The organism is Vibrio nereis NBRC 15637 (assembly GCF_001591105.1).
Classification (GTDB): Bacteria; Pseudomonadota; Gammaproteobacteria; order Enterobacterales; family Vibrionaceae; genus Vibrio; species Vibrio nereis.
In genome coordinates this window covers 28272-42248 of record NZ_BCUD01000019.1, presented here as the reverse complement: position 1 = coordinate 42248, position 13977 = coordinate 28272, and the positions used below count along the sequence as shown (strand labels likewise).

The following is a 13977-nucleotide window of genomic DNA, read 5'->3' as shown; positions in this document are numbered from 1 at the left end:
CCTATTGGACTACCCGTCAGGGGGCTTTTTTATTACCCTTAGTTAAGGCAATTTAGGCCAAATAACGTTGTAGCAAGGAAGCCCAAATGTTTAAAAACAAACACTTAATTATCGCTCTGCTTATTGCACCGATTTTGTCCATCATCGCCTATTTCGGGACCGATATGGCAATCAGTGAAAAACCTCATGCCGCGCAGGAAGGCGAAACCTATAAGTTGATTTCAAAATCGAACTGCCGCTACACCAGTGGGCTGTGCGGAATGGAAAACGGCGAGTTTAAAGTGTTGTTCCGCTCAGAAAAGTTGACTCAAAATAATCTGGAACTTTCTATGGAAGCGAAGTTTCCATTAGAAGGCGTAAAGCTCTCTTTGGTTGATGAGCAAGACAAGACTGGCAAGCCAATTGATATGACCGCTGCGGGCAATGAAGGCAAAAATTGGTACATCACCTTACCTAAACCTGCCTCGCCAGAAAGCTGGTTGCGTGTCGCGATTCAAGCAGACGGCACACTTTACTACGGCGAGACGCAAACCGCTTTTGTGAAATACGAGACACTGTTCACCGAGTAATTTCCTCGCGTGTTATTGGCCTGAATCCGAATCTGAATAAAAAAGCCTGCATCGTTGCAGGCTTTTCTCTATGTAGCATGACACATCGTGTTATACGCGGTTCAAGATGGCCCTCAGTTTCAGGGGTTTAACGGGTTTCGGGATAAAACTAAAGCCGTTCGATTTGATGCCATCCATCATGTCACTGGTTCGGTCTGCACTGATGATCACCCCTTTAAAGCTATCCCCCAGTCGCAAACGGCATTGCTGGAGCACTTCTAACCCCGTACGACCGTTATCAAGGCGATAGTCCGACAAAATCACTTCTGGGTGCCACTCGTCATCAATTGACTTTAGGCTTTCGACAATATCGGTCGCGATGCGCACATCACACCCCCAGCGCGTCAGCAGGTTTTCCATCCCGACCAAAATATCGGCTTCGTTATCGACGCATAACACCTTTAGGTGCCCCAGATCAGAAACCGCGCCCGCGGGGACAGTCTGCGGCAATGGTTGCACTTCAGCGCTGCGTTTTAAAGTGATCGAAAATACACTGCCTTTACCTGGCCAAGAACGCATCGAAATTTGATGGCCAAGCACATGCGCAATCCCTTTCGAAATCGCCAGTCCCAGTCCTAGCCCTTGGTCAGAGCGAACCTGACTTCCTCGGGTGAACTCTTCAAAGATCTCTTGCTGTTTGTCTTCATCAATCCCGGTGCCGTTATCCCACACGTCGATTCGCGCTTCTCCCGCGACGCGGCGTACACCAAGGATCACCTTTCCTTTCGGGTTATAGCGGAATGCATTGGTCAAAAAGTTCTGTACCACCCGACGCAGCAACTTAGGATCCGATTGCACAATCAAGTGACTTGGCACCATTTCAAACTGAATACCTTGCTGCTTGGCCAACGCGCTGAATTCGGCGTTCAAGTTAGCCAACACATCATTGATGGCAAAACTATGGATATTCACATCCAGCTTGCCAGACTCAAGACGCGAGATATCCAGTAAGTCACCAATTAAGTCTTCCGCAGCCCCAAGCGCACTTTCAATGTGTTTCGAAAGTTGCTTGGTTTCGTCCTCTTTAGCCACTTCCGATAGTGACGATGCAAACAGCCGCGCGGCGTTGAGTGGCTGCATTAAATCATGGCTCACCGCGGCCAAGAAACGCGATTTGGATTGCGACTCTCGCTCGGATTTCTGTGTCGCGCTGACCAACTTCTTGTTAAGCTTTTCCAGCTCTTGGGTACGTGCGTGTACGCGTTCTTCCAACGTTTCATTGGCGTCTTTTAGGGCGCGTTCCGCATCTCTAAACACGGTAATATCGGTAAAGCTCATCACAAACCCGCCGCCCGGCATTGGGTTACCTTGCACTTCAATCACCCGACCATCGGCACGTGCACGCGACGAGGTATGGCGCGTTCCTTGCTCCAAATGATAAATACGGCGCCGAACATGCTCTTCCGGATCGCCCGGGCCACACAAGCCTTGCTGCGCATTATGGCGGATCACGTCTTCGATTGGCCGACCAACCTGAATGAGCCCCACCGGAAAGGTAAATAACTCCAGATAGCGTTGATTCCATGCCACCAGCCGGAGCTGTTTATCGACCACCGCGATGCCTTGCCCAATATGCTCAATCGCGCCTTGCAGTAAGCCACGACTAAAGTCATACAGCTCAGACGCCTCATCGACAATGGTGGCAACTTCTTCAAGCTGCATGTTGCGCCCTTGCAGCGCAGAAGTTAGCACCAGCTTGGCCGATGACGCGCCAAATACCCCTGCCAACACCCGCTCGGTGTGGCGGATCAAGGTCGACGGCGCTTGTTGGTTTGGCATCATGGTTTCGTGTTGCTGCGCCCAGTACTGATTAAACGCGGTGCGCACACGCTGCCGGCCAACAAAACGAGACGCCAGCATTTCCAGTTCTCCCACCGTGACACGGCTTTGGTACAAACTCATGTTTTCGTTTTCAGGCAGCGGAGTGCCGATAAACGAGGCCGATTGCAGGCGCTCACTCAAACTAGCGCGAGTAACCATCGAGACCAGCACATAACAGACCGCATTACCGAGCACACTGAGCACAATGCCCCAGTCGGAACTTTCAATCCCTGCGCCCTGAAGGTAATCCGGCGGCGTCACCAACCACAATAGGAAGTTGTTGCTCGCATCGCCTGCGAGCATATCGGTTTGGCTCATCAAGGTGATTAACCACACCGTAAAACCGAATGCCAAACCAACGTAGGCCCCTTTGCGGTTGCCTTGTCGCCAGTACATACCACCTAAAATAGCGGGCGCGAATTGGGCAATGGCCGCAAACGAAAGAAAACCAATCGCCGACAGCGAATGAATGGTGCCGAGCGCCTGATAAAAGCCCCATGCACCCAGCAGAAGTAATAAAATAAGCGCACGACGGATGATCAATAACAGGCCAGAAAAATGGCGATGATTACGCTGGGTGAGCCGCATTCGGCGCAGCAGCAATGGCATCACTAAATCATTCGACACCATGATCGCCAAGGCGATGGTCGACACGATCACCATACCGCTGGCAGCCGACGTACCTCCAAGAAAAGCCAACAAGGCAATATCTGATGCGCCAACGGCCATTGGCAAGCTGATGACAAACATGTCAGGACTGGTACCACTTAGTACACTTTCGCCGACCCACGCAATAGGCAGTACAAAAATGCCCATCAACACTAAGTAGACGGGAAACAGCCAGCGGGCGGTATGCAGATCTTGTGCGCGCTCGTTCTCAACCACCATGGTGTGAAACTGGCGCGGCAAACAAACGATCGCCATCATGGTGAGAAAGGTATGAATAAGCAGCGTCGGGATATTCGGTGACTCGTAGGTTTGCGCGGCAATCTCCAGCAGCTCAATGTCACGACTGCCCATCGCCAGATAAAGAATGAAGCAACCCACCACCAAAAAGGCGACTAACTTAACGAGCGATTCAAACGCAATCGCCATCATCATGCCGCGGTGGTGCTCGGTATTATCAATGTGGCGCGTACCAAACAGCATGGTAAATATGGCCAATGCTCCCACCACAAACCACGAGATGTCATAACTGTGATTGGTGGACAATTCCGGTGCAATGATCTCCAATCCCATGGTAATACCGCGCAACTGAAGGGCGATATAAGGCAAGATGCCGGCCACGGCGATTAAGGTCACCACCACCGCTAAACCTTGGGATTTCCCGTATCTCGCGGCAATAAAGTCAGCAATGGAAGTAATATGCTCGCGCTTGGCGGTAATGATCAAACGCGCCAGAATGCGCCAGCCAAAGGTAAAGACCAGAATAGGGGCGAGGTAGATGGGCAAAAACGACCACGGGTTATCGCTCGCCTGCCCCACCGTGCCGTAGAAAGTCCACGAGGTACAGTACACCGCGATCGACAAGCTGTAGATCCAAGGTCGCCACTTTGCCAACCATTTACTGTGCTTGTCACCATGCCACGCAATGAGAAACAGCAGCCCGAGGTACATCAGCAGCACCACGATTACCAGCCAACCTTGCATCCGATATCCTTATCTTTTCCAATCCATAAAAAAACCTCTCCGCGGGGAGAGGTTTCATTTAACTAAGGATGAATAGTTATCTCAACGAGTTAGGGTTAATTCTGTGGTTCAGCTTTCATAACCTTTTCGCGAGGTTCCCCTGTCGGCTCTACTCGAATAAAGAGTGCCAAAACGCCCATCAAGGCCATCGCCCAGAAGACATTCGCGCCCCAGTTTTCGTAGCCCCAGCCACTTAACGTGGTCATCAACGCGATGAATGCCCCTAATGGGATCGCGTTATACAGTGCCTGCAGCGCAACAATCTTACGTTGTTCAGAATGCTGGATGTACTGAATGGCGGCAATATGTGCCATCGCAAACGTCACCCCGTGCAAAAGCTGGATCATCACCAGAGCGGCAATCGCGGTGGTGGATGCCGTCAGGCCCCAACGCGCGATAACGCCCAATGACGCCACGACAAACAGGGTGCGCAGTGACCAGCCCGAAAATAATCGCTTACTGAATGCAAATACGCCCACTTCAGCCACCACGCCGAGGCTCCATAAGTAACCAATGATGTCTTCGGAGTGACCCGCTTCTTTCCAATAAATAGAACTAAAACTGTAGTAAGCAGCGTGACTGCCTTGGATCAAAGCGACTAACAATAAGAACTTCACCACCGGAAGATCTCTGAGTAACTCAGACAGTTTTGGTCGCTCGGCATGGTCTTCTTCTGTCGTTACTGGCATTGGATTGGTGCTGCGCATGCTAAATACTAAAGAAGCAAACACACCAGCTAGCGCGGTATAGATGATCATGTCAGTGCCAAACTTAGCAACCAAGAACCCCACCACGGTAGAGCCAGCGATAAACGCAATCGAGCCCCACAAACGGGTGCGACCGTAGTCCAGCATTTTAAGACGCGCATAGTAGTTCGCCATCGCATCCGAAAGAGGAACGATCGGTCCACAACACGAGTTAAACAAGATGGTTGCGATAGCCATCAACCAGAAACTGCCGCCGGTGAAAAAGTGGAAGGCAACAAACAGCAGTGACGCAAAACTCAGCCAACGCAGCGCTGGCATAAGATGCTCGACTTTATGGATGCGAGGCGTCAAAACCATATTAGCGACACAGCGAGTGGCAAAGCCAATACCGACCAGTAAACCAATATCGGTTGGGGAAACGCCCTGCTCTTCAAACCAAAGCGCCCAGAAAGGCAAATACACGCCATAAGCGAAGAAAAAGCCCGCAAAATATTGGGAAATCCACCCATAAGGTGACGGGGTAAACATAAAAACCTCAGATGCATATGAAAAAGCGTGGGTAGTATCACCCTTTTTCACGTGCTTAAAAAGGGAAGATTGCTCACCGCTGCGTTTCCTTATTATGCAAAAATGCAATGATGAGCCGTTCGACCAAAGTCGTCTGGCGGTTCAGCCTGAATTTGTCACACTTGCCAATATGGTCTCTTTGTACTTGTAGGTAAATCATGCCTGACAAATTTAACATGCACACGCCCCCGTTTGACTGCCTGGATGAAGCGCAGCAGCATAGGCTCAGGTCGTCTTTGGATGTCGCTTACTTCAGAGACAAAGAGACGGTCTTAACCGCCGGAGAAGACAGCGAGCATCTACTGGTACTGATTAAAGGCGCAGTTGAAGAGCGTTCGCAAGACGGGAGCGAGATTTTTGCCCACTACGCCAATGATGATCTGTTTGATGTGCGTGCGTTATTTGAAGGCAAAACGCGGCATACCTATGTAGCACTGGAAGACACACTGGCTTACTTGCTGCCAAAGGCTGTCTTTCTCGAACTCTACAACGAAAATGGTCAGTTCGCTGCCTACTTTGATAATAACCTCGCCAGACGTCAGGAATTGATCGAGGCGGCCCAACAACAGCAAAACTTGGCCGAGTTTATTCTGACTAAAGTCGATAAAGACATCTATCACCCTGCAATGATCTTGCCGCCAGAGCAGCCACTGAATGAAGTTACCCAAACGCTCAAGTCTAACGGTATCGATTCGGCGCTAGTGCGATTGAATGATGATGACATGCGCCTACTGGATGACCCACATCAGTTGCCTTACGGCATCATTACACGCACCAACATGCTGCATGCCGTGATGCTGGACGGCCACCCACTCGATACCCCAGTGGGTACAATCGCCACGTTCCCGGTCATCCATGTCGACGATGGTGATTTCTTATTTAATGCGATGATTAAGATGACGCGAAATCGCATGAAACGCGTCATGGTTGCCGATGGCAAAGACGCGGTCGGTATGCTGGATATGACCCAGATCCTCAGTGCGTTCTCAACTCACTCTCACGTGCTGACCTTAAGTATTGCCCGCGCCTCCAGTATTGAGGAGTTGGCCATCGCTTCAAACCGACAGCGCCAGTTGGTCGACAGCCTACTCAGTAACGGCATACGTACCCGATTCATCATGGAGCTGATCTCGGCGGTCAACGAGCAAATCATCGAAAAAGCGTTTGAATTAGTGGTGCCACCCGCCCTGCATGACCACTGCTGTTTGGTCGTGCTTGGCTCAGAAGGTCGCGGAGAGCAAATTCTAAAAACCGACCAAGACAACGCGCTGATCATCAAAGATGGATTGCACTGGCATCAGTGTGAGCCTGTTATGGAAAAATTCACCCACACCTTACAGCAGCTTGGTTATCCGCTTTGTCCAGGTAACGTGATGGTGAACAATCCCAAGTGGGTAAAAAATCAAACCGACTGGAAGAGCACTCTCAGCCAGTGGGCGAAAGCCACGTCGTCCGAGCAAGTGATGGACTTGGCGATTTTCACCGACGCGCATGCCGTTGCGGGTAACACTGCCTTGCTTGACCCGGTAAAAGAGCATCTACGTAAGCTGATGCTCAATAACATGCTGGCGCTGCAAGACTTCTGCCGCCCAGCACTGCAATTCAGCCTACCACTGACGCTGTTTGGTAACGTCAAAAGCGATAAACAAGGTGTGGATCTGAAAAGCGGTGGTATTTTCCCAGTCGTCCACGGGATCCGAACCCTATCGCTTGAATACGGCATCGAAGACAACAACACCTTCGAGCGTATCGAGAGCCTGCGCAAGCGCAAAATACTGGAGCCAGAAACCGCAGATAACTTAACCGAAGCACTGAAATTGTTCTTAAAACTGCGTCTTGGCCAGCAGCTAGCCAATCAGCACAGCCACAACCATATCGATTTAAAACAATTGGACAGAACGGAACGAGATCTTCTGCGACACAGTCTGCACGTGGTGAAAAAATTCAAACAGTTCCTTGGCTATCACTACCAGATCCGAGACTAAAGGTGATGACATGAACGCACTGCAACGCCTTTACTGGTATTACAAACTCAAAGGTTCTCCTTATCGGCCGTTATTTGCGTCGGTTCAGAAAGGCGAATACGTGTCGCTCGACTGCGAAACCACCAGCTTGGACCCAAACCGTGCTGAGCTGGTCACCATCGCCGCGACCAAAATCATTGATAATCGCATTATCACCAGCCAGCCGTTTGAAGTCAGGCTAAGAGCCCCTCAGTCACTAGACTCAAACTCAATCAAAATCCACCAGATCCGCCACCAAGATCTCGCGGATGGTATTGACGAAAAACAAGCGCTGATTCGCCTGCTCAATTTCGTTGGTAACCGGCCGCTGGTGGGCTATCACATCCGCTATGACAAAAAGATCCTCGATTTAGCGTGCAAAAGACACCTCGGTTTTCCACTGCCCAACCCACTGATTGAAGTCAGCCAGATTTATCACGACAAATTGGAACGCCACCTGCCCAACGCGTATTTCGATCTGAGCTTAGACGCCATCTGTAAACACCTCGATCTGCCACAACAGAAAAACAAGCATGACGCGCTGCAAGACGCCATTTCTGCCGCGCTTGTATTCGTTCGCCTAACAAAAGGTGATCTGCCTAGTCTAAATCTGCCTTATACCCGCTAGACGATCTGTCGATCAAACTCTCACTTTTAGACATAACAGACTAATTATTAAGCAAAAAGGCGCCTATCATCCTAAAGTCTAATTGTCGAATCTAACCCTGTGCAGGAAAGTTATAGGCGTAGGGACTTTGTATAACGTAAATCGTTTTAAACGGACACTTGCTTCATTTCACTAATCGAACTGAAGTGAAGCACAAGGAGAGAAGCAATGAGTGAAGCCCATATTTATCCGGTAAAAGAGAACATTAAAGCAAACACACATGCGGATAATGACACCTACCTAGCCATGTACGAACAGTCAGTGACGAACCCAGAGGGTTTCTGGAGCGAGCACGGAAAGATTGTTGATTGGATCAAGCCGTTCACGCAAGTGAAAAGCACTTCGTTTGACACTGGTCACGTTGATATTCGTTGGTTCGAAGATGGCACACTCAACGTTTCTGCAAACTGTATCGACCGTCACCTGGCTGAGCGTGGGGATGAAGTCGCAATCATTTGGGAAGGCGATGACCCGTCAGATGACAAAACACTCACCTTCAACGAACTGCACAAAGAAGTGTGTCGTTTTTCTAACGCGCTGAAAGAACAAGGCGTACGCAAAGGTGACGTGGTTTGTCTATACATGCCAATGGTTCCAGAAGCGGCCGTGGCAATGCTGGCGTGTACTCGTATCGGTGCGGTGCATACCGTGGTATTCGGTGGTTTCTCACCAGAAGCGCTTTCAGGCCGAATCATCGACTCAGACGCTAAAGTCGTCGTTACCGCAGACGAAGGTCTACGCGGTGGTCGCGCTGTGCCTCTGAAGAAAAACGTCGATGAAGCGCTGACTAACCCAGAAGTCAAAACCATCAGCAAAGTGCTGGTTCTACAACGCACAGGTGGCGATGTGGAATGGCACGAGCACCGCGATGTTTGGTGGCATGAAGCAACCGCGAACGTCTCTGACGACTGCCCACCAGAAGAAATGAAAGCGGAAGACCCACTGTTTATTCTGTACACCTCAGGGTCGACGGGTAAGCCAAAAGGTGTTCTACACACCACAGGTGGCTACCTAGTGTACGCGGCAATGACGTTTAAATACGTATTTGATTACCAACCGGGTGACACCTTCTGGTGTACAGCAGATGTGGGTTGGATCACCGGTCACACGTACCTGATTTACGGCCCACTGGCGAACGGCGCGAAAACCATTCTGTTTGAAGGCGTACCAACGTACCCAACAACAGCGCGTATGAGTGAAGTGGTTGATAAACACCAAGTCAGCATTTTGTACACGGCACCAACCGCAATTCGTGCGTTGATGGCGAAAGGTGACGAAGCAGTTGAAGGCACCACTCGTCAAAGCCTGCGTGTGATGGGCTCGGTTGGCGAACCAATCAACCCAGAAGCGTGGGAGTGGTACTACAAAACGATTGGCGAAGAAAAATCACCGATTGTCGATACGTGGTGGCAAACCGAAACAGGTGGCATTCTGATCACTCCGCTTCCAGGTGCAACCGAGCTGAAACCTGGCTCTGCAACGCGTCCATTCTTTGGCGTACAGCCTGCGCTAGTGGATAACATGGGCAACGTGATTGAAGGCGCAACCGAAGGTAACCTCGTTATCCTCGATTCATGGCCAGGTCAAATGCGCACCGTTTACGGCGACCATGACCGCTTCGAGCAGACTTACTTCTCCACCTTTAAAGGCATGTACTTCACTGGTGACGGCGCACGCCGCGATGAAGACGGTTACTACTGGATCACAGGTCGTGTGGATGACGTACTGAACGTGTCTGGACACCGTATGGGTACGGCAGAAATCGAATCGGCGCTCGTGGCGCATGATAAGATTGCTGAAGCCGCAATTGTGGGTATCCCACACGACATTAAAGGCCAAGCGATTTATGCGTACATCACGCTCAACGACGGTGAATTCCCATCAGCAGAGCTGCATAAAGAAGTCAAAGCTTGGGTACGTAAAGAGATTGGCCCAATCGCAACACCAGACGTACTGCACTGGACAGACTCTTTGCCGAAAACGCGTTCAGGTAAAATTATGCGCCGTATTCTGCGCAAGATTGCCACTGGTGATACCGGCAACCTTGGTGATACATCAACACTGGCGGATCCAAGCGTGGTTGATAAGCTGATTGCAGAAAAAGCCGAGCTTGTTTAAAACGCCCAATGATTCAAAAGCCGTCACGCAAGTGGCGGCTTTTTTGTTTGTGAGGGCACAAAATTAACCTTACAAAAAGTCAGACATCGACCGTTTTTGTTATCTTGGTTACAAATTTACGGCACTGCACTGGGAGATTAGACCAGTAAATTGCTGCTAAATGCGCTGAATTGGCTATAATCTGGGTCTATTTCAAAGATTCAGGCTGGTTTTGTTAAATAATGCCATGCTGAGTCAGCGATAATATGGGAATATTCTAGTTCGTATCATGAAATAGGAAAATAGCGACACAATGACAGCAAAATTACGCATTCTTGTCTTAAATGGTCCTAATCTCAATCTGTTAGGTCTTCGTGAACCCGCACATTACGGCTCTCAAACCCTAACACAGATTATCGACTCACTCACAGAACAGGCGCACCAATCGGACGTTGAACTGGAGCATTTACAGTCGAATCGCGAGTACGAACTGATTGAAAAGATCCACGCAGCTTATGGCAACGTGGATTTTATCATTATTAATCCTGCAGCGTTCACTCATACCAGTGTCGCTCTGCGCGATGCACTGTTAGGCGTCGCGATCCCGTTTATCGAAGTACATCTATCGAATGTACATGCCCGAGAGCCATTCCGTCACCACTCGTACCTATCTGATAAAGCAGAAGGCGTGATTTGCGGATTGGGTGCTCAAGGTTACGAATTTGCTTTGTCTGCTGCTATTAAGAAACTGCAGGCAAAGTAACAACAAACACTCTGCAGCCTCTAGGGCTGTCTTATTCACAAGATAAAAGAGAAAGAAAAGATGGATATCCGTAAAATCAAGAAGCTTATCGAACTAGTTGAAGAGTCTGGCATTGCTGAGCTAGAGATCTCTGAAGGTGAAGAATCGGTACGCATCAGCCGTAACGGCCCAGCTGCAGCACCTGCTCCTGTTCATTACGCAGCAGCGCCAGCTCCAGTAGCACCAGCTCCGGCGGCTCCGGCAGCAGCACCTGCTCCAGCAGCAGAAGCGGCGGCTCCAGCAGTTCCAGCTGGTCACCAAGTTCTTTCTCCAATGGTCGGTACTTTCTACCGTTCTCCAAGCCCAGACGCAAAAGCGTTCGTAGAAGTTGGTCAAAGCGTTAAAGCTGGCGAAACACTATGTATCGTTGAAGCAATGAAGATGATGAACCAAATCGAAGCGGACAAATCTGGCGTCGTTACTGCGATCCTAGCTGAAGACGGTCAACCAGTTGAATTCGACCAACCACTTGTTGTAATCGAATAATAGAGGCCCTCTCTTATGCTAGATAAAGTAGTCATCGCGAACCGAGGTGAAATTGCACTTCGTATCCTTCGCGCTTGTAAAGAATTAGGCATTAAGACCGTGGCAGTGCATTCGACTGCTGACCGCGATCTTAAGCACGTACTGTTAGCAGACGAAACAGTATGTATCGGTCCTGCTCGTGGTATCGACAGCTACCTGAACATCCCTCGCATCATTTCTGCGGCAGAGGTAACAGGTGCAGTGGCTATCCACCCTGGTTACGGCTTCCTATCTGAGAACGCAGATTTTGCGGAGCAAGTTGAGCGCAGCGGCTTCATCTTTGTTGGTCCTAAAGCGGAAACTATCCGCATGATGGGTGACAAAGTGTCAGCAATCAACGCAATGAAAAAAGCAGGCGTTCCTTGTGTTCCAGGTTCAGACGGCCCACTAGATAACGACGAAGCAAAAAACAAAGCACACGCGAAACGCATCGGTTACCCAGTAATCATCAAGGCGTCTGGCGGCGGCGGCGGTCGTGGTATGCGTGTTGTCCGTAGCGAAGGCGAGCTGATTGAAGCTATCGCCATGACACGTGCAGAAGCAAAAGCGGCGTTCGACAACGACATGGTGTACATGGAGAAATTCCTTGAGAACCCTCGTCACGTTGAAGTACAGGTTATTGCTGATGGCCAAGGCGGCGCCATTCACCTAGGTGAACGTGACTGTTCTATGCAGCGTCGTCACCAGAAAGTTGTGGAAGAAGCACCAGCTCCAGGCATCACTGAAGAAATGCGTAAGTACATCGGTGAACGTTGTACTCGTGCGTGTCTTGAAATCGGTTACCGCGGCGCAGGTACGTTTGAGTTCCTATACGAAAACGGTGAGTTCTACTTCATCGAGATGAACACGCGTATCCAGGTTGAACACCCAGTAACCGAAATGGTAACAGGTGTTGACCTAATCAAGGAACAGCTACGCGTCGCAGCAGGCCAGCCTCTGTCATTCACTCAGGATGACATCAAAATCCGCGGCCATGCGATTGAGTGTCGTATCAACGCAGAAGACCCAGAGCGTTTCCTACCGTCTCCAGGTAAGATTGAGCGTTTCCACTCTCCAGGTGGTATGGGTGTTCGTTGGGAATCCCACATCTACTCTGGCTACACAGTGCCACCACACTACGATTCAATGATCGGTAAACTGATCACGTTCGGTGAAAACCGTGACGTAGCGATTGCACGTATGAAAAACGCACTTGGCGAGATGATTGTAGAAGGCATCAAAACTAACGTGCCTCTACAAGTCACTATTATGAATGATGAAAACTTCCAGCACGGCGGTACTAACATTCATTATCTAGAGAAGAAGCTTGGTCTTCAGTAATCAATAACTGAACCCAATTAAAATGCTCACTTCGGTGGGCATTTTTTGTTTTGGCTGCCAATTTTTGTTTTGGGTATCCTAGATACTCAAATAATGAACGCAGTTCTGCTACACTCAGCGCCAATCACTATTTAACCATCTAAGAGAGCACATACTCATGCCTTGGATTCAAATCAAACTCAACGCGACCAATGACAACGCCGAACAGATCGGCGATATGCTTATGGAAGAGACTGGTGCGCTGTCTGTGACCTTTTTGGACGCACAAGATACCCCTGTATTCGAGCCTCTGCCTGGCGAAACTCGCTTGTGGGGTGATACTGACATTCTGGCACTGTATGACGCGGAAGCAGACTCCCACTTTATTATCGAGCAAGCAAAATTAAGCAACCTTCTCCCGGAAGGCTTTGCTTACAAAGTAGAGCAGCTTGAAGACAAAGACTGGGAACGCGAATGGATGGAAAACTTCCACCCAATGAAATTCGGTGAACGCCTGTGGATTTGCCCAAGCTGGCGTGAAGTGCCAGAACCAGACGCAGTCAATGTCATGCTTGACCCAGGTTTGGCGTTTGGTACGGGTACTCACCCCACCACTGCCCTTTGTCTTGAGTGGCTAGAAGGCTTGGACCTAGCGGGTAAAACCGTTATCGACTTCGGTTGTGGCTCAGGCATCTTGGCGATCGCTGCGATCAAACTGGGTGCGGAAAAAGTGATCGGGATCGATATTGATCCTCAAGCGCTACTGGCTTCAAAAGACAACGCCGAGCGCAATGGCGTGGCCGATAAACTCGAAGTTTACCTTCCTCAAGATCAACCAGAAGGTTTGCTTGCAGATGTGGTGGTTGCCAACATTTTGGCTGGTCCACTACGCGAACTTTCACCCATCATTAAGTCTTTGGTTAAGCCGAATGGCGACCTCGCGATGTCTGGCGTTTTAGATACGCAAGCGGAAGATGTTGCAAACTATTACCGTGACGAACTTCACATTGATCCTATCAAAGAGCAAAGTGAGTGGTGTCGCATTTCGGGTCGCAAGCAAGGCTAGACAAGACTTTCAGCCCTAATTGACTGAAATTTATACTATTTACTAAAACAAATTGTAAATGCTCAAATATTAGTCTTTTCACACAGTGAAAAAATGCGTAAAATGCGCGCCCTTGCTGGAACAGAA

The 13977-nt window shown here is 49.7% G+C and carries 10 protein-coding genes; 8 read left to right on the top strand and 2 right to left on the bottom strand.

What is annotated here, in order from left to right:
* Positions 1-86: 86 nt before the first annotated feature.
* A complete protein-coding gene (locus tag VNE01S_RS16005) occupies positions 87-569 on the top strand; it encodes a hypothetical protein (RefSeq protein ID WP_053397086.1) in 483 nt (160 codons plus the stop codon).
* A 90-nt stretch (positions 570-659) separates the two neighbouring features.
* Here the strand turns inward: VNE01S_RS16005 and VNE01S_RS16000 are convergent, their stop codons facing one another.
* Both VNE01S_RS16000 and VNE01S_RS15995 read right to left on the bottom strand, forming a co-directional pair.
* Positions 660-4079, bottom strand: a complete 3420-nt coding sequence (locus VNE01S_RS16000) for a PAS domain-containing hybrid sensor histidine kinase/response regulator (protein WP_053397085.1) — start codon at positions 4077-4079, stop codon at positions 660-662.
* 95 nt (positions 4080-4174) lie between these two features.
* On the bottom strand, positions 4175-5353 hold the full coding sequence (locus VNE01S_RS15995; protein ID WP_053397159.1) for a 3-phenylpropionate MFS transporter: 1179 nt from the start codon (positions 5351-5353) through the stop codon (positions 4175-4177).
* Positions 5354-5550: 197 nt separating this feature from the next.
* On the opposite strand from VNE01S_RS15995, the gene VNE01S_RS15990 reads away from it, so the two are divergent.
* From VNE01S_RS15990 to prmA, 7 genes are all read left to right on the top strand, one after another.
* Positions 5551-7377 carry a DUF294 nucleotidyltransferase-like domain-containing protein gene (locus tag VNE01S_RS15990; RefSeq protein WP_053397084.1) on the top strand — a complete coding sequence of 609 codons (1827 nt, stop codon included), beginning with the start codon at positions 5551-5553 and terminating at the stop codon, positions 7375-7377.
* 10 nt (positions 7378-7387) lie between these two features.
* The gene (locus VNE01S_RS15985; RefSeq protein WP_053397083.1) at positions 7388-8023 is read left to right on the top strand and encodes a 3'-5' exonuclease; all 636 of its coding nucleotides are present in this window, start codon (positions 7388-7390) and stop codon (positions 8021-8023) included.
* A 207-nt stretch (positions 8024-8230) separates the two neighbouring features.
* On the top strand, positions 8231-10180 hold the full coding sequence (gene acs, locus VNE01S_RS15980) for an acetate--CoA ligase (RefSeq protein WP_053397082.1): 1950 nt from the start codon (positions 8231-8233) through the stop codon (positions 10178-10180).
* A 292-nt stretch (positions 10181-10472) separates the two neighbouring features.
* Positions 10473-10922, top strand: a complete 450-nt coding sequence (aroQ, locus tag VNE01S_RS15975; protein ID WP_053397081.1) for a type II 3-dehydroquinate dehydratase — start codon at positions 10473-10475, stop codon at positions 10920-10922.
* Between the two features lie 60 nt (positions 10923-10982).
* Complete coding sequence (accB, locus tag VNE01S_RS15970) at positions 10983-11447, top strand: acetyl-CoA carboxylase biotin carboxyl carrier protein (protein WP_053397080.1); 465 nt, start codon at positions 10983-10985, stop codon at positions 11445-11447.
* Between the two features lie 15 nt (positions 11448-11462).
* Positions 11463-12806, top strand: coding sequence for an acetyl-CoA carboxylase biotin carboxylase subunit (gene accC / locus VNE01S_RS15965; RefSeq protein WP_053397079.1), 1344 nt, complete (start codon positions 11463-11465; stop codon positions 12804-12806).
* A gap of 157 nt (positions 12807-12963) precedes the next feature.
* Entirely contained in the window at positions 12964-13851 is an 888-nt protein-coding gene (prmA, locus tag VNE01S_RS15960; protein ID WP_053397078.1) for a 50S ribosomal protein L11 methyltransferase, read from the top strand.
* Positions 13852-13977: the final 126 nt, after the last annotated feature.